Raw genomic sequence first — 25333 nt, 5'->3', positions numbered from 1 at the left:
GCCCGACCAGCTTTTCGAACCGGGTCCAGCCGAGGACGCCTTGGCGGTACTTCCCGGGCGGCGGATCGGCAGCGTGCCGTTCGAGGTAACGGTGGGCGCACCCGGTGTGCCCGGGTCTCGGCTCACCGACGCCGAGGTCGCACACACCGCGGCGGCGGCGGCCGATGCGGTAGTCGATTGGTTGCGCCTTCGGGCCTGGCACAGCGACGAACAGATCGAGACCGTACGGTCCGGTGTCGCGGAATTGGCCGAGCATGCGCGCCGCAGCAGTGCGGGTGAGGTTCGAATCGTGCTTCGGACCCGCGGCGGCCACTTGGGCGAACGCGTGCTCATTGTCGAGGTGATCGACGACAATCCCGAATCGCCTGCGGTGGAAGAGTTCACGGCCGTCCGAAAGGCCGACGACGCCGGTGTCGTACAACTCGAAGGTGGCAAGGGGATATGGCTCGAATTCGGTGAATCCATGCTGCACCGACTGCTGCCACCCGGGGTCGTGGGCGATGAACTCCTCGGACAGCGACAAGTCGAGCAGTTGGAAGACGCGGGGTTCATATGCGGAGGAAACGCGCTGGACCGACTCGGGTTCTCCGCCACCGCCGCGCCTGGGTTCAATGAAAATGTCCGCCCCGACTACCCGCAACCGCTGCCGTGGCCCGACGAAGTGGTCGGCGCCATCACGATTCCCGCACCGTTCTGCCCGCCCAACTTCGCCGCCGCGGTTGTCGCACATGCCCGGGATTTCCGAGCGATCGGCATCGGCGTCGGCGAGCACGAACCTTATCCCGCAACGGGGCGCGGCGATGCGCAGACGAGCCTTTTCCTCAATGCCGAGGAATGGGCTTGGCTGGAGCACATCGGTGGGCCGGAAATGGTCCACGACGGTGTGTACCTGGAACGGCTGATGCGGGCCATCAAGGATGCGGTCAGAGACGTCACGGAGGCGTTGCTCCGAGAATCCCCCTCAGAGCGTGACGTCCACGTCACGATCGACTTCGCCACCCGCACTTTTCGAGCCCACCTGCGCGGCGATGGCCTGAGCTTCTTCGGTTCGCCGGTCACGGAGATCACCGGCAGATGGCGCGTACGTGACGGCATCGCCCTCGCGGTTGCCGCGGTGCCGCAAGACCGCGACACCGACCGCCTGGCCCACGCCGCAGCCGAAACCCACGAACCCGAAACCGATTCGGCAACAAGCAGTCCCGAAACCGCCGGGACCGCGCACGACCCCACCAACGAGCGCACCGCGATGGCGATCAGGTGGGCGCGAGCCTTGCGCGACGATGCGGCCGCCGCGCGTGGTCTCGACCCGAAACTGCTCGGGCCCGGTTCGATCGCACTCGAATGGCTGCGCACCCGGGCCACACAGGCGCGGGCAGAAGTGGCCCAGCTGCTCGGAGTGGACGAAAACATCCTCAGCCCGCGACGGCTGCACGACGCACTCGACGAACTACAGGGAGGATTGAATTTCCTGCACGATGGCGGCTGGCAGCGAGTGGTCCGAGACGGGCGGGCAGCCGAAGTGTTCGGTTGGCTGGGACGAGCTGTTTCCTTCTTCGCGAATGCACAGACAGCGACAGCCCCGCAGGACCGAGATGCCGTGGAATCCGCCCGCGCTGAACTGCGCGCCAACCTGCACCAACTGCTCGGCACGACGTGGGAACCACGGCGTAGCAGCAATTTCGCCGCCGACCGAAACCTCGCGTTACCGAAGACCGACCACCTGAAGGAGCTTTTCGGACAATCGTGGGAACCATTCGAAAACGATCCGGTCGGCAACCTCAAACGCTTCGGAAATATCGTAGGTTCGCCCGATTTTCTGCGGCTGGCCGCTGCTACGGAAAGGTTCGAAGTCGATTCCCTGGTCCATTATGCGGACGAATTCAATCGTTTGACAGCACCGCACGGTACGGACACCGACACTGGCGTCTTCTCGCAGCTCGGCTCGCCGATACCCACCATCGGGACCGATCCCGTTCCGTTGCGTGAAGGGTTTCTCCGGAATTTCCCGAGAATCCCGGCGGAACAGGCGTTTTCGAATGTGGCAGATATCGGTCGCGCCTTCGCGCTGGATATGCGCGGCATGAAGATCGTCGCGGAGGCATACGATGTCGCTTACGCGTATATCGCGCCATTCCATAAGTGGGTTGCCGACAGCATGCTGCCGCACCTCCACCGCTACGCTTCCGCGAATCCGCTGTGGCGGGCGATCATTCCAGCACGTGACGGACACATTCTCGCGGCCGCGATCCGCGGCACGGATCCCCAGTTCTTCGCCGCACGTTGCCGCGAAGTCGTGTACTCCACACAAATACTGGCGATGGTCGCATATGATTACGAGCAGACAACCGGCAAAAAGCTTTCATTACCCAAAACCTTCCGCCCTGAGTTGAATGCGAAGCTACAGGAACTGGCGCGTGGGTCGTATCGCCGATTCACCGAGTACATGAAATCCGAGGGAATCGACCTGGAACTCGACGGCGCCACGTACACCATCGTTGACGATGCGCTGCGGGGCAGAGGCGAAGAGATAATCAAACATATATTCGCCAAACCCGCCATCAACGGTGAATACTCACTCTTCACCGTTCATCCCGATGACCCGAACCCGGAGAGCAAGCGGGGCCACGTATTCCACCTTGCCGCCACCCAATGGCAGAGTGCCTCCGGGCTTACACCATTTCTCCCCGATGACGAGCGACTGACCTTCCTGAGTAACGAAGCGGTGTGGCTCTTCGAGGAACTGGGCCAAGGACCGACGTACTCGGCACAATTTCTCACCGACCAGGGCCCCGATCAATCGCAGCCGCCGACGAAGCGATTCTCACGTACCAGGTTCCCTGCCGACGTCGACGACAGGTTCCGCGAACCACGTGTCGTGCAAGCGGTCAAGACAGCCATCCTGCTCGCCACGGCGCACTACGCGCAGTCCGGCGGCGCCGGGGATATGTACCCGTTCATCCGGCAGACCAGATCATGGATGCTCCAGGAAGGGACGACAGATCCGCGCTTCCACACACTCGCCTCAGCACTCGTGCCGTGGCAGCCACGTAGCACGGAACGCCTGCTACAACGCCCTGACTCGGGATACTCGACCCAAAGCCCTGTCCGCGGCGGTCCCTCTGTGGCGATCAACTCCGCAGAAACCGCGTCTCCCGAAACTGAAGCGACCGAGCCGGACACGGGCGCGTCCATGCCGACCGAAGGTGAGGCCCACGTCCTTCGGCCGAGCGATTCGGAATCGCGATCTGATGGCGCGACTCCCGCCGCGCATATCGCGGCTAATACCCATGAACCCGAAATCGATTCGGCAACAAGCAGTTCCGACACAGCCGCGAGTGCACAACGCACCCAGGAAACCGAACCGATCAACGTCATCACCGACGGCGACACCCGCCAGGAGATCGCCGACGCGGCGGCTGCGGACCTATCTGCTCCGACGCCATCCGGAAGCGCTGTTGCGTCGCCGGACGAGTTGCGGTTCACGCAGGAGCACCACGCCGCGCTGACCGATGCGCTGGCCGAACGCGATCTGGCCGTCGCGGAGGTCATCGCTCGGGTGCGCGAGTTGGAGAACGCGCTCGCGCTGCTGTTCAACGATTCGGCACGGGTGGACATTGCGACACTGATCGACATCCGCACGGAACTGAACGCATTCTTGGATCAGCGGATGACGACCTACCCCGAAACGGTACGGCAGCAGGATCTGATGATCGCGACGCTGCGGGAAATATGCGCTCGCCCGCAGCTCACCGACAGCGATATCGAGGTGCTGGCCGAGATCGTCCCGGTAAAGCGGAGCGGATTGCCCGGCTGGTATCCCGGGGGGAAAAGTCGGTATGCCCAAACGCTGCATGCGGCGGCTCGCGCTCGGCTCGCGGAACTGCTTGCCGATCAGGCTTCGTCCTACCGCATCGATCAGGCCGTCGCAGAGCTGAGATCCGGTCTCCGGGCGCTGGTCGATAATGTGCAACGGACGTGGTGGAGCGGCGGCTCGAATTGGACCATACAGCGCTTATTCGACAGCATCGGTGCCATGCGTGCCGCGGTCCCGACAGCGCGACAGCGGATCGCCGACCGATGGAACGCCATCCCGCAAGATATTCTGACGCCACTGCTGTCGGACCTCACGCGTGGCCTGCGCAGCCGTGAGGAAGTGCTCGATGCACTGATCTCCGTCCTCGGCGCGCCACTGTCGATTCACTCCTTCGTCGACGACGCATTGCGGTCGGCGGAAAAGTCCGTCGTGGACCGATACGCCGAAACGTCGGTGCGTGGGTTCGTGTTCGGGGATCACGATGCACGGCTGATCACCGAGTTCGAAGACGCTGTCGCACGGACGCGCACACTTGCCCGCCTCACGGAGCGCCCTCGCGATCTGCGGGCACGACTGGAGAGTGAAGCCGCCGGGCGCCGCTCCGATTTCGCGGTATTCGTGGATCCGGCCGACACCCTGTACTTACATTTCACCCCGAATATCCGCGCCATCGCCGCGGACGGTGTGCTCCGGTCGGGGGCCCACAACGAGGTCATCGCCACCACCGGCGATCATTCCGTCGGAACGCATTTCATCAAGCCCGGCGACTGGCAGGGTGAGGATACCTTCGAAACCTATATCGCCTACGCTGGCAAGCGTCGCTCCGACAATGGAACCGACCTGCCCGATCCGCTCGGTGCGATCATCGTCATGCCGCTGGGAGCGATCGTCGCCGCGACACCACTGCGCAACGAGGTCAAAACGACCGACGCGCGCGATAGTCATTTGGCCAACGACGCGACCTTCCGGCCGTTGGACCGGAATTCCCGGTACACCTACTCTCTCGACGACGCCTATATCGTCCCGTGCTACAGCTCCCGCCAGGTGCCGTGGGAGGATCAGGTGGTCATCGATCCGGAGACAGGCGAGCAAAGCTTCGTACCGGTTGCCGATCCGATCCGCGATGCATTCCATCGAGCCGGATTCGACGAGGCGTGGATAGCACGACACATCATCGATCTGCCGGAACCTATCCCCATTGAGCCCGGTGCTGGCGTTCTGCTCCCGGAGTACGAGCGCGCCAAAGAGCTGATCATGCTGGCCCAGGACGAGATCCGTCGCCGGGTGGCCGAGGACGGGAGATATCCGAATCGGTTCGTCGTGCCGTTGGCTACCGCGCATCGGCAGCAGTTCGAGAGCCTCGATATGGAGGGCACCACGCGGCGCGGCTACCACTCGACATCCGGCCTGGCCATCGAGCAACTCATCGTCACCGAGAAGAACCCGGCCCGCGCATCGGATGACGAACCATCGGCCCATTCGACCGAGCCCGATACCCCCAGCCCCGACAGTGCCGATCCGATGCTCGAGCTGATCCGCGATGTGAATCCCTTACGCGGCGAGAACAACTGCGCGGAGTGCGCGATCGTCACCGACCTGAGGATCCACGGTCGAGAGGATATGGTTGCGGCGCCATCGGAAACGGGCCGAACCGGTAGCCACGACGCGGACGGCCGCTATCACCTGCCCTTTGTAGAGGCCCACTACCGAACCACATTCCGGCCCCTCGACAGCCTGACCGACGTGGAAGCGGAATTGATCGACGGCGACCATCGGGCTCGTGGCATCGTCATCTACTTCGACCATTCCGACCTGGACGAAAACAATCGCCCGAAGGGCCATGCGGCGAACGTGGTCAACGACCATGGCACCATCCGCTATCTCGACGGACAGTACGGAAATGACGTCACAAGCGATATGCGCGCGGTCGGCGATCGACTGAGCTCTCCTGAGCGCGAAGCACAAATCGAAGCCCATTTCATCAGGACCGACGGCCAATACACTGGATTCCGGAGCGGCGCTCCCGGGATCAGAAAGCCCGACCCGAATCAGCCGATCGTCGGAACGGCTCGGCCTGCCCCGGACAAGAACGCCTTGCCGAAGATCAAGGCCGCCTTCGAGCAGGCACTGGATACGGCCGCACACGGTGACGAAGGGGAGCTGGAAGCACTGCGGGCCGCGATTCGGAAGATTCGCAACCCCGATCAAGAACAGGTCCTACTAATGCGATTCGAGCAGCGGCTGACCTTCACCCAGATAGTCGGTGCGACTGGTGGGTACCGCAGTGAGGCAGCGATCAAGAAGCTTCATGCGCGTGCCGTCCAGGCATTGTCCAAAATCCTTGACGCAGAACGGAACCCGGCAGGCGCCCGGTTGACTCCGGACGAACTACTGGAGATATTCGCTCAATCGTCGTCAATGGCGGACCTGACGGCGAAAGCCGCTCGAAGGGGTTGGCGGGCCACAGTGGAAACCGAGCTGCGCAGGGCGATCCAGTCGGGTCGATTGCTCAGTGGCCAATTGCTGCCTACGAAGCGAGACCTGGCGGCACGGCTCGGATTGTCGAGGGAAACCATCGGCGCGGTTTACCAGCAATTGGTTGTCGATGAACTTCTGGTGAGCCGCACCAAGGCAGGCACTGCGGTAGCGTGGCTGGACCGAGACCCGCAGATCCGACGAATGGTCAATGAGCATGTCGCGCAGGGCCATCCGGAACTGGCAATCGAACTGATCCGGGATGCGTTCGGGGACAGGGTATTCAAAAGGATTCTGAGCCATGTCGACGGGGCCGGCAATGCTCGGGAGATTCTGGACCAGGCGTGTGCGGTCGCGATCAGGCTTCTCGGCAATATCGGCGATCTCGGCCTCGAGGAATGGGTCTTTGTCAACGCCCGAGACCTCATCGCGGCACATGGTCCGATTGCCGAGCTTGTGGCGGCGCTGGCCCAAAGCACCATCGTCGAGCACTTACCACCGATCGTTCGGGAGGCATTGGAGCACGATACCGAGGCACTCGGGGAATGCCTCGAAAAGCTCGTACCGGCGCAACGGCAGGTCCTCAATCTTCGATTCGCGGCTGAGTTATCACCCGAGCGGACAGCGGAAGTGTTGGGCCGCAGCGCAGGTGCCATCCGCACGACGCAACGCACTACCTTCCTCCGCCTCGCTGGGTTGTTGGAGCAGCGGGCGGGCAATCAACCATTGGCGGTGGTCCAGGAAGCGTGGGACGAGGATCGCGACGCCTTCAACCGCTGCCTCGACCTGCTCAGCGAAAAACAGCGCGTCGCCATCGAGCGACGACTGATACAGCGACAGTCCAACCGCGAGCTGGCTCGGGCGCTCGGGCCGAACCACCGAAACACCTACTATCGAGCCGTCCAACGGCTTTCGGCACTGCTGCTCGGTGATGCCCGAGCGCGTCCCGAGGCGGATGCGGATCGAGAACTGGTCCAACAGACCCCACCGGAGATCCTGGCAACCGCCATCACGGAAGTCACCAACACCGACTACCAACGGTGCCTGACACTCCGATTCGTACACGGCCTGACCCGCGACGCGGCCGCGAGACAGACCGGCAGCGGCATCAGAGCTTTCGAGATGCGCGAGCTCCGCGCCATCCGCGCCGTCGCCGAGCGCCTGCGCGCGACCTCCGACCACGACGATGACAGCACCGCCGCGCCGAGACCGGACCCTGGATCTCCTGTCGATGAACAACCACCCGAAACACCGGTCAGTACGGTGGAGTTGCCCACATCAGCCGACTACAAGCTGATAGGGCAAGCGCTGGACAAGCTTGTCCCGGGCGCCACGATCGCGTGGCTGAAGCTTCGGGAGGACTACATTCTCGCCTATGCCGACCACGAGTCGTGGTGGGAGATCGATCTCAGTCCGGAGGAGCGGGCGACGCTGATCAAGGTCTATCCCGACGTGGTGCTCGGGATGGATATGTCCCATGATTCCGAGACACTGGACGCCGCCAACCAACGGCGGGCGAAGCTCCTTGTGCACTCGCTGAATTCGCGACCACAAGCGGAACTCAACCATTTTGAAGATCAGCAACTCCGTTATGCAACAAGGCTTTTGGCGGAGACGGCCGCGGCGCAGCAGCGAGCAGATGCGATGACCGATCCCCATCAGGTGCGGCTGGTGGAGTTCGACCCGGACACCTTGGTGAGCCGGGTCGGTCTCGAACAGCGCAGACCCGAAGGAACGCGTTCGCCCTGGCTTCTGCGCATCGGCCCGGATGACACGTCGTGGCCGGATCTGCTGTTCGAACCGGGCCCGGGTGAGGAGGCCCTGGCAGTGGTCCCGGGGCGACGGGAAGGGATCCCGGAATTCGAGCGGTCGATTGGCCCACGCGGTGTTGACGGTGCTCGGCTCAGTGACGCCGAGCGTCTGATGGCCAGCCTCGAAGCCGGTTCCACCCTGGTCGAATGGCTGCAACCTATAACCAAAATAGGATGGCTCAGCCCCGAGCAGATCGCCGACGCGGAGTCGGCCGCCGTCGAACTGATCCGGCGTTCGCTCGACAACAGCACCGGCGAGGTCATCCTCGCGGCACGAACGGTCGGGACGACCTACGGACGCCGAACACTACTACTCGAAGTCGTCGACAACGATCCCGAAACGACTGCGGCGCAAGATATTCCAGGTACGCGTACGGCAGCCCGCTCCGGCGTCCTACACCTGGCACAGTCCAAGGGAACCTGGCTGGAATTCCAGGAATCGATCATCCAGGGCATGCTCCCCCCTGGTGCCACCGGTGCAGAAATCCTTGGGCTGCACCGCATCCGGACTACTGGCAAGGGCGACCCGGAGCTGAGGTGCGCAGGCGATGCACTGAGGCAGGCCGGCTTCGCCGAACCCACCCACAGACAGCAAGCCGAAGACGGTTTCAGCCACTTCTCACCCGCGCCGGACGGGGCGTTGGTGTTCAGCACGACGCAGAATGAACCGGGATTGCCAGCACTTTCCGATCCGGTGATGATCTATGCGGCGGCGGTGGTCGGGCTCGAAAGCGACTACGAGACGATCGCCATCAGCACCTCCGCGCACACTCAGTACGCCCTGCCTCGCGACAACGAGATGGAATACATTGCCGACCATTACGGCGTGGCACTCAATCTCGCGGAATGGGAGTGGGTGCGCGACCACAGCGACGATCAAGCTGCTGACAACGAGCCGGGCATGGTCAATCTGTCGCACCGGGGCGTGAACTTGGTGTCACTGCTGGAAACAGCCAAGCTCAGTGTCAGCAGTACCGTTCGCCGGTACTTCGGCTTCGCACGAATGCCCTTCCGCGGCATCGACGTCCGGATAGACCTGGACACCGGCGACTTCGTCGCACACTTGTCGACCGGCCTCGTGAGCCAGTTCGGACTTCCTGCGACGATTCACGGTCGAGTCGCTGTCCGCGACGGAGTCGTGGTCGCCGTGGCCTGGACCCCACGATCCGACAACGCGACACCCGCAGCAGCGACCGCACAGTCCACGACCGATCCAGCACCGGCCGAACCATCAACTGGGGCAGCGCTACCCGCCGTCGATCCAACATCCCGGCCCACCGATGCCGCTCGGCCCTCGCCGAGTCGCGAACTGGGCACACACCACGTCCCGCGGGGCGGGCACGCACACCCCCTGCACGACTTCCATATCGTCCCCGACCCCAACGACGACATCCTCGGCGACCTCGGTAGCCCCCTCAACCCCGGCCGCAAACCACTGCGCGGAAACAGACGGGTAGAGGAGCTGGCGAAAGTCCGTATCGACGGCGGCGGCTCCACTCCGAACAGCGGCGATGACGAAACCACCCCGCCTACCCGGGAACCGGACGCGACCGGCGAACCGCCCGGTACGGCGCAACAACCCGGCTTCGAAAAGCCGATTTCACCGTGGAAATTGCTCGCCGTCAACAAACCGTTCAAACGATTATTGATCGGCGAGAATTTCAAGCCGGGCGAATTGTTCAACCAAGTCGGCACCAACACCGCGGCGGGGGCGGCGACCTACGTTTTGATGAATGAGGGACAACCGCCGATGCTCGTCGCCTTCGCGGGCGCCGCATTGTGGGTCCCGAGCGTGTTCGAACCTTTCGCCGGTGTTGAGGCCGACTTCGGGAAACCGGAAAATATCGTGCGCGCGACGACCACGATAAGTTTGGCAACCTCCGCCGCGGCTACCGGCCTGGTACTGTTCCACTCATCCGGTCTCGGAGTTGCACTGCCTGCGTCGATTCTGGCCGGGCAAATTTCCACTGTTTGGTATGGTCGCCTCTTCAAAGCATATTATCCGATTATTCTGTCCGAGGCCGAGCGTGACGCCGGAAATGGATTGGTAGCTAGCACGGGGTCGGCAGCCCAGGTAACCGGCCAAGCGCTGGGGCCCGCCTTGGCGAACCTCTGGCCCCCAGCAGCATTCGTCCTGAACGCCGTCTCCAACGTGGGAATTGCCGCGAACCTGTGGAATTTTCCCTTTCCGCATCGGGACCGGCCTGCATCACGCAGCCTGCTCCGCGAAATCGGTGAAGGCGCGCGAGAGGTGTGGAAGCATAAATTTCTCACCGAACACACCGCGATCGCCACGATCAACAATGCCGCTTTCAGCATTATGGGGTTTCGCACTGCCAGCGTAGTGCACAATGCCCACCTGCCGTGGTGGAGTGCGGGCATGGTGGGTGCCGCACCCGCTGTGGGCGCGACGCTCAGCGTGTTCCTGGCACAGCGGCTCAGCAAAATCAAGGCGGCAACGTTCTATCCGGCAGCACTGACCAGCATGGCCACGGCCTTCGCAATCCAGGCGGAGAGCCACAACCTCCCCACCATCGCCATCACGTCCTTGGTGGACGCTGTGGTGATGTCGTCTGCGGGAATCCGGGTCGCGACCTACTCGCAGAACATCATTCCCGAAGAACTCCAAGGCCGAACCGGGGCTGTACGAACCCTCTTCCTGGGAACCGGGCCCGGCGTCGGCTTCCTGATCGGCGGCGCCGTCGCGACCGCGCACGGCTATGACGCCACCGCCACACTGGCAGCAACGATCACCGCAGTCACGGCCGCCGGCTATGGCGTTCTCCTCTTTGTCAGACAAGGCCGCGTCTTCCTCCGAATCGTCGCGCGAGGCCCCCGCGGCTGGTTCGGACGCCCCGGGCGCGCTACGGAGTTGGAGCCCTCACCCGCTCCCGAGGTCGTCGAAAACTGCGCGATCCACGTCGCCCGCGTCCACAGAGCACTCGGCAACGACACCGGACCCGAACCCGACGACACCGACCAGCAATGGAACGCCAAAAACAACTGGCGCATCCTCGAACGAACCCTCCGCAACCACCTCCACCCGATGGACACCGGAGGCGCCGACCCGGTCCGCGAGGCCGCCGCAATCATCGGCAACCCCGACAACAACATCGATGAAGCCGCCGTCGTCGTCGACGGCCACATCCACTACATCGCCAAAGTCGTCGGCAAAGTCCGCGACAAAACCACAGAAGAAATACTCGTCTTCGACACCGACCTCGACCCCGACAACCCAACTCCCACCGATGACCCCCGCGACCGCGCCCTCCGCGTGCGAAATATCGAGGGAGACGACGACGGCAACCACAAATGGACCCCCTCCTACGACAAGTTCACCAACGCCTTCGCCGCCTTCTGGACCAGTAAAGACGGCCCGCAAACCCCGTACAGCGACCCCACCAACCCCTCCGCCTCCTACTGGGCCAGCAAAGACGGCGTCCTCGAACCGGCCCGCCGACCATTACGTCACCTGCTACACCCCAGACACCCTCAAAAACTCCTCGGCCGCCCCACCGAAGACACACCGGCACCGGACGCCGCCAGCACCAACTCAGGAAGCGAAGACCCGCACCCGTGGCCCGAGGACGGACATCACCCCGAACGGGAAGCCGCCGCGAACCCTGCCGAGGCCGCCGCATCCGCTGCCGACAACAACCCTTCGACCCCGAATCCCCCTGCCTCCATTGAACTTCCGCTAAGCTTCCGTCGCCCACCGCAGACACCGGACTCCGGACTCTCGCCCCAAAGCCCCGTACGCGGCGGGCTCTCCGCAGCGACCAATCCGGTAGCGCCGGCACGTTCCGGCACAGCCGAGATTGCACACCCTCTCCGATCAGCTACCGACACCGGCGATTGGGACGAGCCGGAGCGACTGGATGAGCTACGCCGCGGCCTGGCCGATGCCGAGGCGCGACAAGAGCAGGCGCGAGCGCTGCGCGATGACATGGCCGCGCTGTGTGAAGTCGACCCTGCTCGGCTCGAACAATTGACGAGCGAACGCGACGAGATCCGTGCGGAGCTGGGGATCGCGGCCGACGCAAGTCCTGTGGAGGTGGAAGCGCGGCTGGGGACGGTCATCGCCGAGACGGGCAGCACGCCGCCGGACGATCGGTCACCGGATGATGCTCGACTGCTCCAACTCGCCGAAGAGCGGTACCCGCAGCTGAATATCGTGGTCGAACAGGCCGAGCAGGTGAACCGTTGGAATGGACACATCCAGCGCCTCACCGATGCCATCCGCGCGTACTCGCAGCGTGAACAGACCCGCGCATTGCGCGATGACATCCCCGAGGAGCTGGAAGAATTCCTGGACGAACTGGGGCCGGATGCTCCGCTGGACCAGCTCAGGCGCAAGCGGGACGAAATTCGCGACGAACTGGGACTTCCGGCCGACCTGGATTCCGACGACATGGCCACCAGACTGGAGGAGATGATCCTCGACGAGGGGCAGCAATCGGATCCCGGCCTCGCCGGGGCATTACTGGATCTCGATCTGCTGATCACCCATGCCGAGTCGTTCCGGGAGTTGGACGAGCAAGCCCAGCGACTCGACAAACTGGCCCATGATCATCTCGACGCTGACCGCGTCGCCACCACGGCACCGGCAATGGTCGACGCCGCCACCGATCGTGCGCAGGAGCGGCGCGGCGGCTACGTCCGGGCCATCACATCGGATGAGTTCGATGCGCTCACCGACGACGATGAGAAGCACTGGTTTGCGATAGCAGAGCTGCTGTCTGCCTCCGGCACAATGGTTTTCGAGAACGCGCAAGAGGCGATCGAGTTCGCCCGCAACCGCTGGAACCCGATCGTCGCCGGACTCGACGAGCGGACCGTCCAGGCGTTGCAGTGGGCGAAGGATCCCACGTCAACGTCGACTCTCGGATACGGAGCGATCAACACGTACGCGCGCACATCGGTCGCGGCGGACGAACAGGACCCCGACCGGGTTCGGCGGGTCAATCGGGCGCTCGGCTTCCGACCACTTCCCGCGCCGACCATGGTCATGGTCCCGCTCGAGCTCGACTCTGTCGATGCCCAGAACCCCGAAAACCTGTGCGGCGCAGAGCTTCCGCTGGCCGAATACCTTTCCGCCGAACTGGGCACAACTCTTTCCGGCCGACTCGAGGACAGCATCGTCGGTTTCCTGGTCGGGTCCCCAGATACCCCGGCGCTGTGGATGGAAACAGTGCCGGTCACCGGCAAACCCGAACTCCTCATTCGAACCTCACGCACCTGCACGGTGACCCGCGCCTTCATCGACAGTGACGGCCGACCGCGGGTGTACGGCTTTGAGCGGTCGGCCCCTACCGGTGGTAGCGCCACATCACAACCGAGCCCCGAATCGCCTACCGACGGACCTACCACCACCGGCCCGAGTCCGAGTTCCGGTAACCCGAGCGATCGAGCCCAACCTCCGACGCCGACACCCTGGCAACAGGCCCGCTCGACGCCCGGCGGCGACAGCCCAGCGGCGCGCAGGAGCACCAATTCGGGTGCCGCTACCGAGACCGCATCGCCACAGGCCGAGGTCGAGCACACCAACCCGACCCGGGAACCGCAGCAAAAGCCATGGCGCAACCGCCTGATCGGCCAGGGCAACGTCGGCACCCGCTGGGGCGGAGGCGGTGTCCGACTCGGGCAACAGGTGAGCGAACTCGGTGTGTTCCATAACAATGGCGGCGGGGCGTCGCGTGGCGGCACCGAGAACACGCCGCCCGCACGGAAGAACACACCTGCGAACAGATCTTCGTCGGCAGACGACGCGACGCGGACCGAACAGCCGCTCGCGCTGGCGGGAACTGACATATTGCCACGGGTACAGCCGAGCCGAAGTCGCCACATCGTGGCCGCGGCGAATAATCCGGCGGAAGTCCAGCACGACCCGTCGAAACAAGTCCCCTACCAACCTCTCACCGGGCGCGACGGGTTCTTCTACGCCCCAGAAGGCCTATATCTGCCCGCCCCTTACGGAGCCATCTTCGCGCTCGACGCCCAGCCCGGGAAATTCCGCGCCGCTGAGATCGATGACGTGGCACACGTCGAGCTGTGCCGAACCTATAAGCCCGGTGAAGGACCCGCGGGCATCGGAGTGTGGGAGTTCCACCAGAAAGGCCGACAGCGGGGGCGGCCCAGGGGGATATATGTCGGTAGCGTGATATACACTGCCGCAAACCAGAATCCGGCGTTCGCGGCACAAATAAAATTCGAGTTGGCCCTCGCCGGCATCGACCCTGGGGCCATCGATTTCCAGTATCCGCACCAAGGACAGCTCTGGCTGCCGACGTCCCGCGATGCGCCGGACGTGGACGGCGCCATCGAGGACGGTGGGCGCGCCGTGGCCGATCTACTCCGCGGCGCGGCCGTCGATTTCAGTGTGACCGTCACCGGTGTGCGACCGGTGGATGGGACGTGGGTAGTCGAGTTCACCGTGAATCCGGTTCTCGGCGAACCAGGTTCGGCGCAGCTGGTGATCAGTCGGGTCAAAGGCGTCCGGACGGCATGGTACTCAGGAATCGTTCCAGGTCCCGATGCCGCACGAGTGTCCGCCGCGCTCGCGGAGTTCCACCGATCCACAGCGGGACCGTGGCTGGCTCGCTCGGGCTACCGTCTGATCGAACCCCCGGAGAGTAGTTCTGCGTCGACGACATCTCCTGGACGCAATACCGTTGCGGGGGATGGTATCTCACAGCAGGACTCCGCTGACCGCGCTGCGGGCGGTACACACGCTGACGGTGCGGCGATGGCGCACGACGGCCGTCGGGGCGATACCTATGATGCCTATGCCGATTGGTTGCAAGACCTGAGCGATCAGGGGGTGGATACCGAACAGACGAAGTCCGACTTGACAACGATCTGGGACTTCCTCCGAAACGATCCGAAGTGGGCGTTCGATGCTGGACGAAACTATAGTGCCGTTGTCATGTTCGGCAGCCCGGATGACGGCGGGTCGGCGGTCCTCGCGAACTTTGTTCGTGAACGGGGGCTCAGCGAAATCCCCGTGGTTTTCTCTGGTTATGACAAAGAGGCCGCCGAGGCGGATGAGGAGCAGCGGCCCTGGGCGACCGAGGCCGCCAAGTTCGGCTCGGCTGCGCGGAAACTGGGCCTGAGCCACCACCGGATCATCGAGGAACCGAAGGCCAGCAACACCAGGCAAAATGCGGCGTACTCCGTAGCTCTGCTACAGGAACAAGGCCATAATGTCGAATCCATCGTTGTCGTCTGCACGCCGCAACACGCACGCCGGGTGTGGGCGACGATCAAACAGCACGCCCCAGACGTCCAGCACATGGCCATCGTCGGTGCCTCGGTTTCGGTCGACAACTACATCCGCTATGGACTGCGATCCGATTCCCATCCCGATCCGACGGCACACGAAGTCGTGACCGAGATCCTGAAGGAGATAAAGGGACTGCTGGAATCTCCCAGCAAGGGGCATATCGTTGAACAAGAGATCCCGCGCGATGTACTCGAGTCCTACCGCAGCCTGACCGAGACATTAGGTATCCCCGCCGCAAGCAATCTCGCCGAATACGCGGCCCGCCGATCAGGCAACGACGGCCCGGCCGTGCCAGCGGCGGAGCAAGCAGAGAGTACGGATGCGGGTGACGACCGCAGACGCATCGAGGTCCCCGTCACCAACCCGCGGCAGGTCACGCTCGCCCGTCGCCACTTGCGCGAATTGCTGCGTGACTGGCGCGACGACGATCAGGCATACAACGCGGCCCTGCTGATCACCGAATTGGGCACCAACATGTTGGACCATGGTGGCGGAACGTTGGTCGCGAACGTAATCGGCACACCCGGCGCCCGCCGATTGCGGGTCATGGCCATCAATGGCAGTCCCGCGCAACCGAATTCGATCCGTTCGGGCGAGCCGGTATCCAGCGGGTGGGCCCTCGGACTGCTCAATTCGCTATCCCACGGTTCGCTCGCACTGACCGGAAAGGGCAGAGCGGCGGGAGTCAACGCGGTCGTCTTCGAACTCGACGAATCCCGCTCCGGGCCGGGGTACTCGGCAGCGGGCTCCATCCCGCGAAAGCCCCCCGCGTCACGGCCGGTCACCAGCGATGCTGCACTCAACGCCGTCCTCGATGACGTATACGAGGGCATCGGCGATCCGAACCGGGTCGGCGACGGGACCATCATGGACGCAGTCCGCAACGAGACGGCCACCGGCGTTCCCACCCGCGGCCGCTGGCACCGTGGCAAAGCCGCCGAGGCGGCCAACCGCCTGCGCGCCTGGCTGATCGCCAATCCCACAGCACCAGTGGCTGATCGGAAGATCGCACAGCGCTCGGTCACCGAACTCGATAACGTGGTAAGCAATGCCACCGCCCCTGCGGATGTCGCCGACGAGCCAGAACCACCTGTCCCCGACGCAAGCAACCTCGCCGAATACACTGCGCGCCGATCAGACAAGGGCGGACCGCCCGTCCAGGGTACAAACGACCGCGATGACAATGAGCGCGGCGGTTCGATTCCGGCTAACAGCCGCAGGTCACCACCCAAGATCCTCGGCAAACCAGCCGAACCGACAGAGGAGGTCGGGCGCGACGACGGCGCGACAGCTGCCGCCCTGGCAGCCAGCCCACCCATACGGAAAGCGCGGCACAACCCCCTCATCGGAGACGGAGACGCCATCGCCACCTGGGACGGACGCGACGGCGACCCCTTGGATGGAAAGAAGAAGCGCCAGCCGCGGTGGAAGCAGATGCAGGAGCGCGCACAGGTCCACATCGACGGCGCTGGCGCGGCCCGAGGAGACCGGCGGCAATCCGAATCCGAAAACACACCCGGATCCGCGGACGTGTCCCAGACAGGGGGCCGGTTGCTCGAGGCCACTCAGCGCACGGCGCTCTCGACCGGCGGCACACCCGGACTCCAAGGCACACCGCAAGGCAGCGCATCGCCTCCCGGCGTCGAGGCCTTCCAGCACAACGAGAACCCATCGAACACAAGCACTCCCGGATCCTCCGACACCGTGCACAGCCGGGAATCCGGCGTCGGTACCACCCCGTGGGCTACGTTGAAACGCCTCGTCGGCAACGGTTTCCGGCAAACAAGTGCGGCCCCGCCAGCGGGCACGCCAATTGAAGCGGATGTCGATGCGATCGAGCAGGAGATTCTGGATCGCCCAGAGCTTTTGGCATCGGACGATCCGGAACCTACAGATGCCGAGAAGCTCCTGGCCCGCCAGGCGATTGCCGAACTGAAGAACCATCTCGGCCCGGACGCAACGCTGTTGTCACTGACGACACCGCCCGATCCCGATCGGGTGATCGAGGAGTCGTGGGCGCGCGCGACCAAGGTAGCGCAGTGGTGGCATGCACTGACCGATGCGGAGCAAGCAGCGGTCATTGCCGTGCATCCACATCAGATCGGCAATGCCGACGGGGTCCTGTACGCGGCTCGAGATGTGGCGAACCGTCGATCGATCATCCGAGATATCACCCGCTTCCTCGAGCGCAGGCCCACCGGCCGACGGTTCCTGCGCCGCACGCTGTCCACACAGGAACATCAGCATCTGCTCAATCTCGTCATGACGCTCAAACAGCTGGCGGCCATCGCCGACGACGTGCGCGATATCGGTTCTCCCCCAGTGCAGCTGATCGCCTATGACGCAACCGCTTACGACGGCAACGGCCGCATCACGGTCTCGATCGACGATGCCGACCGCGCGTCGATCGTTACCCGCCACATCGGTGGACTCGGCACCACAGCCCGGACACTCGGGAAGCGAGCGAAATCCGCCCTCGCACAACACAAGAACTCACTGCGGCACACGCCCGACGCCACGCAGGCCGCCATCATCGATATCGGCTACCACCATCCGACCGCCGTCGACGAGGTGCGGGCGTCGATACTTGCCGAGCAGGGTGGAGATGTCGTGGCGGCGGGGATCGTCGCCTACGGCGCAACCCGCACTGCCGCGGCCGCTCTCCCCGGAGGCGCCGCGGCACCACATCTGCGTAACGTTGTCGCGCACAGTTACGGCTCGACCACACTATGTTTCGCCGGCCGGGACGGTCGCCTCGCCGACTACATCGACCAGGTAATCCTCGTCGCCTGTCCGGGAGCCGGCCCGATGGACAGCGCCGATGATTTCGGCATCGGCGATAATGTTTTCGCACTCGCCGACGACCGCGATCCCGTGACGAAGGCCGGCGGCGAGACCGCGGATCCTGACGACCGATACTTCGGCTTCAGCCACGGCCGGAATCCGGTGGGCCCATGGCGCGCGATCAGGCTCGCCGCCGTAGCTTCACCGGAAGTCCGCCTTGTACGGAAATGGAACCCCACCGAGGTCATCCGGATCCACCAGAGTTACTTCGCCTACATCGATCCGGAAAACGAGGTGCCGTCCACGGCGTTGAACAACATCGCGCTGGTTTGTGCAGGCAAGGCTGCCCTGGCCGAGCGCGCCCCGCATCGGACCGCGGAGACCGGACCTGGCCGATTGAGGGATCTGATCTGGTGGCGAGATGTGAATAGGGTCGCCGATGACACCGACGACATTGTCGATTCGGACCCGACGCAGGGAAACCGGCACCAACCCGGCGCGGCCGACAAACCCCCGCAAACGAATCCCGCTGGTGGCACGCTGGAACGTGCGGGAAAGCCCTTCGGCGTTCGCGGGCGCGCGGCATCGCCGGCTGAGGTGCGGGCCAGCGGCATACTCGGCGAAAATCGCTCCGGCCCAACCAATTCGAGTGGATCGGCCGCCACCGATGGTGCAACATCGGCACTGGACCTCGGGCCGGCGATGACCACGCCGGCTCAGCTGTCAGCGGAGTTGCTCGATCACGGCTTCGACTACATCGACGATCTGTCGGAGCCTGCGGCTGACGAGCCGCGGGGCTGGGCCTGGATAGATAGCCCGGAACAGCGGACCTGGGAGCTCTCCTGGCTGGCGGAGCGAAGTGCTCGGTTGAGCACGCTTGCCGCGGTCACCGCGGCCGCGCTGGAGGCGGCAGCGCTACTGGGACTGCCGAATTCGGAGCCGGGCGCGCTACTGATCGTGCAACATCGGCAAAAGCTGCCCGGTGTGCTGATCCCGGTCTGGAAGTTTCAGACCCAGACCGGGGATGGGTTGGCCAACGTCATCGCCCGGATTGCCCGCGCCCTGTCCCTCGACGAGCTTCCGCAGTATCCCTACCTCCCCTTGGTCGCGCCCAGGCCGCTGATCCCCGCGGAGCACGACTGGATGGCGCCGCCACTGCTGACACTCGCCGAGCACACGCACTGGAACCAGATTCAGCGGGGCGGAGTGTTCGGACTGCACTTCCCAGGCTGCCGACTGCTCGTGCGCCAATCACCAACCTACCTGCGTACACGACGGACTGCCGATGTCCTCTATGAAGACCATCTCGCCTCTCGATCGGTCGACGAGAAGTACCTGAACACGGTTGTCGAGCCCTACCTGCTAGGCGAGGCCCGCGAGATACAGGCGAGTTTCGACGGCGCGACCTCGGCCGAGGATCGAATCGGTCAGTGGTTTGTCACGGTCGTTGCGGAAATGCTTGCGGCGCCGTCCGATTCCGCACCCGAGCTACTCAGCCAGGCCCTCGCGGCTCAGACGGCCCCGAGCGCCGAGGCATTGTCGAGCGAGGATCGAGCAGTACAGCAATTCGTATCGACCGTACGAGACCTGTTGGCCGGAGAGCACGATTTCGGCCGATACCTGCACCGCCGGCGGCTCCCCGAGACGCAGGCATTCATCCACGATGTCAGGGATGCGGTGCAGCGGCGCGCCCTGCGGAACACCACCATCGCTGTGCCGTTCATCGACAATCTGATCGGATCGAACACCACTGGCGGGCCGCAGCCATCCACCAGCCTTCAGGCCCCTCCGATACCGGCAGCAACACCCTGGCAGCAGACCTCGTCAGCCACAGAGCTCGACCTCCACGACGTACTCGATTTGCCTGCCCGACGTGGACCGCGCCAACCGCTCATGGGCGGGCCCGGATTCGCCGGAATTCCCTACGGCGGAGTCGATTTCCACCACGACCGCGGCAACGGCCAGGAGTGGGGACCCGCCGAACCCGCAGCACAATCTCCGGCTCAGGCCACCCCCGGCGAGGACGCACACCCGGACCAGCGCGGTCGACCGGCAACGGCCCCCCAGGCGACGCCAGAGCTGGCAGATGCGTCGGCATCCGATCCGATCGGCGACCAGCCGGGTGACGGGTCGATGCCTCGGGTCGGTTCCGGGGACCAGACGGAACCCGAACTCGGCGGGATCGTCGAACCGGCCGGTGCCGCGCGCCACGAATCCCGGGGGTCTCGTGTCGATGCAGAGCTGCTGTGGGTACTCGACGATCGATTGTTGCGCGCGAAACTGGAGGCGGGCTTCCCGGCGACCGCGACCTTGGTAGACGCGCTGAGCGCGGCGATTCGGTCCAGTCGGCTGCCCCCAGGGCAGCAGCTGCCGTCGGCGGCGAGATTCGCCGAGCACTTCCAGCTGTCGCAGGCGACGGTGGGGATGGTCTATAGGCAATTGAAGAACGAACAGCTAGTGGTCGGCCGCCACGGATCCGGGACTGTGGTGGCGTTTACCGGCGGGCAGGCGGACAGCCATGAGCCCGGCGGCAATTCGGATTTCACTGTGCGGGGGGTGGTCGATGCAGCGCGTGTACGACAGACGCTCGAGGATTGGTCGCGCAATGCCGAGCCAGCGGTTGATACGTGGAATGTCGCGCTCCTCGTCGAAGGATTGCGTGCGGCGATCCTCTCCGAAGAACTGCTGGTGAACTGGAAAATGCCTGCGGCCGGGGACCTTGCACATGCACTCGGAGTATCGAAATCGACTGTGGCAAGGGCGTATCAACGGCTGCACGACGAGGGGTTGATGGCGATCCGCCACGGTGCGGGCGCCGTTGTGGCGAACGGTGATGAACCGCAGGTGGTCGGCCGAGCGCGAACCGGCCCGACGCAGTTGCTGTCGCGTGCGGGCAGCGGTGTCACAGAAATCGTGACAGACGCCGACAGCTGGACGGATAGCGTTGCGCCAGAGAGCTATTCAAAAATGATCTTGCGCGACCTAGGCGACTGGACGGAGATGCAGCGGCTACTCGAGGACTGGTCGTTCGGCGAATTGACGGCGGCTGGCCTCCCGGACTTCTCGGCGCTGGCGGATGCCTTGCGCGACGGGATCATCGACGGCAAGTTGCGTCCCGGCCAGTCGCTGCCGTCAGATCACGACCTCGCTGAGCATCTCGGGTTGTCCGTGGAATCGGTGACGAGGGCGTACGAACTGCTGCGGGACGAGCGGTATGTGCTGATCCGCCCTGACATCGGAATCGTGGTGGCGGATTCCGGCAGATGGTCCGACGATCACGAGCCCGGCGATGATCTGGATCTCGGTGCGCGCACGGTGGTCGGTGTGGCAGATCTGGTGGGGATACTCCCGGACTGGTCTTCGAGCACACTGCCGGAGCAAATGGGTCCGCGCATCACGATCCTCGTCGAAGGCCTGCGTGCGGCGATCCTCGACGGCAGGGTCCCGGTGGGCGGGCTGCTGCCTTCGACCGACGACCTTGCCGCAGCGCTCGGGCTGCAGCCGGTCAATGTTGAGTACGCCTATGGGTTGTTACGGGACGAGGGGCGTTTGGCGACCGAAGGGCGTGTGGGTACCCCACGCAGAACCTGGGTGACGATCGGTCCCGACTTCGTTGCGGGCGGGCAAGTCTCGTCGGCGGGACTGCGGCGGCTACTCGGGGATCGGTCGCTCGAAACGGCAGGTCTCGCGCCGAGTGCCGCGGATCTGTTTCGTGCGTTGCGGAAGGCGGTCCGCTCGCGCATGCTGCGCGTTGGCTGGCGGCTCCCCTCGACTCGGGAGCTTGCTGCAGAACTCGGATCGTCGGCGATGACCGTGTCACGGGTATACGGACAGTTGTGCGACGAGGGGTATTTGACGATCGACCACGGCGCAACGTCGATAGTAAGTCGCCTCGGAGCAGGGGAACATCAGTTACTCGGGGACTGGGCGGCAATGAAGACCGTCATTGCGGCGGGGTGGGATCCGGGGACGAGCATCGGCGAACGGCTGTGCACCGCGTTGCTGGCCGGCGGGGGGTTCGAGGATTCCGATCGTCTGCGAACGGTCGTGGCGCAAGCGGACAGGAAAGCGATGGCGCAGGCGCTCGAGGAGCGCAGTCGGTCCGGGCGAATCAGCATTGCACGATTGTTCGTGCAGGGGGAGACAGTGGATCGGACAGCTCAGTCGCTTGGTCTGAGCGACGCGATGCTGCACGACGTGCTGCGCAACTCGCTCATCGGGTTAGTCGAGTCGCTGACCCGTTCCGCGAACCTCATGGCAGCCGACACCACCAATTCCGAGTCTGATCTCGACTCCCGCGCGGCCGGCAATCCCGAGTCGCCGGCGCACCCGCCGCACGAGCCGACTGACGGCGTGTCACCGGAGGCGCTCACGGACACGGTGTTTCGCGAAGTGCTCCGCCTGGTGGGTACGGACCAGGTCGCCCACCGCATTGCCGCCGAGGCGTTCGCGCAGGCGGGCGATCACGATCCGGAAGCGCTGCTCACCCTCGCCCGGAAGCTGGCGGTCGACCACGTGCGGCACGCACGGTTCAGACAGGCGATCCTGTGGGACTTCATGTCCTCCAGCAATACCCCGTCGAACCCCCTGGTCCGAGCACTGGCGGGAGCGGATAGGCAGAAGTGGGATCGCGGTTTCGACGCCCTCGAATCCCATGAGCGCGAATACCTGCTGCTGCGATTCTGGGAAGGGCTTCCAGATGTCGTGGCAGCGGACACCCTGCACCTCACTGGGCATCCATGGAAACTGACAGCCGACACCATCAGCAGGTTGGCGACGTTGCTCGCCGCCGACAGGTCGTCCACCGGTGCAGACAGCGACTCACCGGAGGGTTCGCAGGACGCAAACCCCGTGCCGGGCCTGCTGCCGATCGAGGAGTATCGGTTTCTCGGTGGGACAGCAGGCGTGGACATGCCTGACGACGTCGCCTCGGCCATTATCGAGAGAGCGTTGCCATCACTCGCTTCGGCGATGAGTGGAAACTACAATCTCAACATTCGAGTCGGCCAATTCATGGTGCGCTTCGCCAAGTCCGGGGGCGATGGCCTCGACACCCGAGTCGAGCCGGAGGAGTGGCGGGTGCTCGAACTGCTCGCACAATATGGAGTCGGCGGCGGGCCACGTGTGTACGTACCACGGGTATTCAAGGTGCTCAACGGGGTCGAAATGCCCGATGGCAGCCGAGTCGATGGCGTCCAGATCCAAGGATTCGTGGACAACGCCGAACGGTTCGCCGATATGGCGAATGCTCCGGTCGAGCAGTTGGTTGCCGCTATCCAGGAACTACACAGACAAATGCGTGCTATCCCAGTGGGGTCCGGCGACACGGCAGAATCCGGAGAACCTCAGGATGATCCCGGAGAATTCATACGGCAACTGGTGGGCGAGCAGATGAAAATCCTCGAAGACGCACTTCCCGAGTTCGGCGCCATCCTCGCTGATCTGGAAGTACCGCAGCATCCGTTCGAGCCAGTTGTCAGAATGTCGTGGTCCCTCGATTTGGTACGGAACCGTTTACTCCATACGGACCTGCATTTCGGGAACATGCTCTTCGAAAAAGTCTTCCTCACCCTGGAGGGCGGCCGCATAACCGTCTTGGACTGGGAGCTGGCCAGACCGGGGCCCACGAGCTACGACTGGGCCCGCCTCTACCACCTGGAGGGTGTCGGGCCTTCCGGCGGCATCATCTACGGCATCCTTCTGCAGATCCAACGGATCATTCACGACGTCATCCGACTGACGCGCGCGGCGGCCTTCGGCCTCCTCACGCCAGAACAGATTCACTTCGCCAGTACCAAGTTGAAGCAGGCCTTCATAGCGGCGCGGACAGCATGGGGATACTGGAACGGTCTGCCCGACACGCCGATCGGTCTTGCGATCGGCGTGTACGACCCGCCTCCGGCACAGTGGACTGTCCCGACTGTTCAACCGGCGGCGACAGCCGGCCGCGTCCAACCGGCGACCGCCGAGCCGGAGACCACCGGCGCTGCGTTTTCCTCTACAAGACACGCGACTCCAGCGCCGACCACCACACCAACAGCCCGCGTCGTCCCCACGACGCCGTCGACAGTCGAGATCGCGATACCCGATCTCAGTGCCACATTTCGGAAACTCGAATCCTGGGCTCGTCGCCTTTCCGATGATCAGGCCCGGCAGTTGATGACCGATCTGCGTACCAGAATCATCGCCGACCTAGCGGCATTCGACGGTGGCGAGCCACAGTCCACAACCGAGGAGTTGGCAAGCGCGGCGCGTGCGTTGAACGTGCTGGTCGCCGAAGTGACTCGTCGGCTCGCCTGGAGTGCTCCCGGCCAGGTTTCCGACTATGCCTCGCTTTTCGAGGCAGCGCGATACCTCCGGGATCAACTGCCGACGGCACAAGAGCTCGCCGCCAGCGCGGACGCGGTGCGGGACAGTGTCGGGGCCATGGTCCCGCATCCCACGGATTATCGCTATGTGACCGGGCTGCACACAGTTCCTTCACTACTCGGGTGGAATGCTCACTTCGTCGAGCGGGCATTGGCGGCTGTCCCATGGAGCGAAGAAGCCACCTTGCCCAGAGATTCCGATCCGGCGGAAACGCATCGGGGACCGGTGGCTGTCGCCTACGAAAGAGTGGCATCGGCCTGGGTGTGGAGGGAGATCGGGGACTGGACGGACGTTATCGACGTCTACCTACTTACGCGATCGAGCAATGGCTTTGCCCCCGCGCTGGTCCGCGCCTTGCGGTCGCTGCCCCACCATGCAGCGGCGCTCGCCCGCGCACAGCCCGGGTCGACCCGAGATTTCGCAACCGCGGCCGAGCCATACCTGTCGAGCCTTCTCGAAACCGCACCGTATTACCTAGCCAATACCAGCAACTACGCGGCCGGGCTGGACCTCATCCGTCAAGCCGATGAAGCGCTGGCCGAGGTCGCTACCCGCCTGCCCGCCCACCAGGCGCCGCAGGATGCCTCGAACGCAATACACCAGCTACACATCGAACTCGCGGAACTCTACGAAGACCTGCCGGTCTATCGGCGTGCAGAGAAGATGTGCCAGGTCACACTCGATCGACTCCTGACAAACACACAAACCCGGGAGGCGATCGAGCAGACGCTGACGCTGCTGCGCCGGATGGGCAACCCACCGAACGGCGAGCCCGCGGATTCCGGAAGAGTCGATTGA

General features: G+C 64.2%; 1 protein-coding gene (running past one end of the window). It reads left to right on the top strand.

The window, feature by feature from the left end:
- Positions 1–25333, top strand: the 3' end of a protein-coding gene (locus ACQP0C_RS12845; RefSeq protein ID WP_433733142.1) for a LuxR C-terminal-related transcriptional regulator. Its footprint begins 43223 nt before the window's first position; the window shows 25333 of its 68556 coding nt (coding positions 43224–68556); its start codon lies off the left edge, out of view; it ends in the stop codon at positions 25331–25333.

This window comes from Nocardia sp. CA-129566 (assembly GCF_050956075.1).
Classification (GTDB): domain Bacteria; phylum Actinomycetota; class Actinomycetes; order Mycobacteriales; family Mycobacteriaceae; genus Nocardia.
This window is presented reverse-complemented; position numbering and strand designations above follow the sequence as displayed.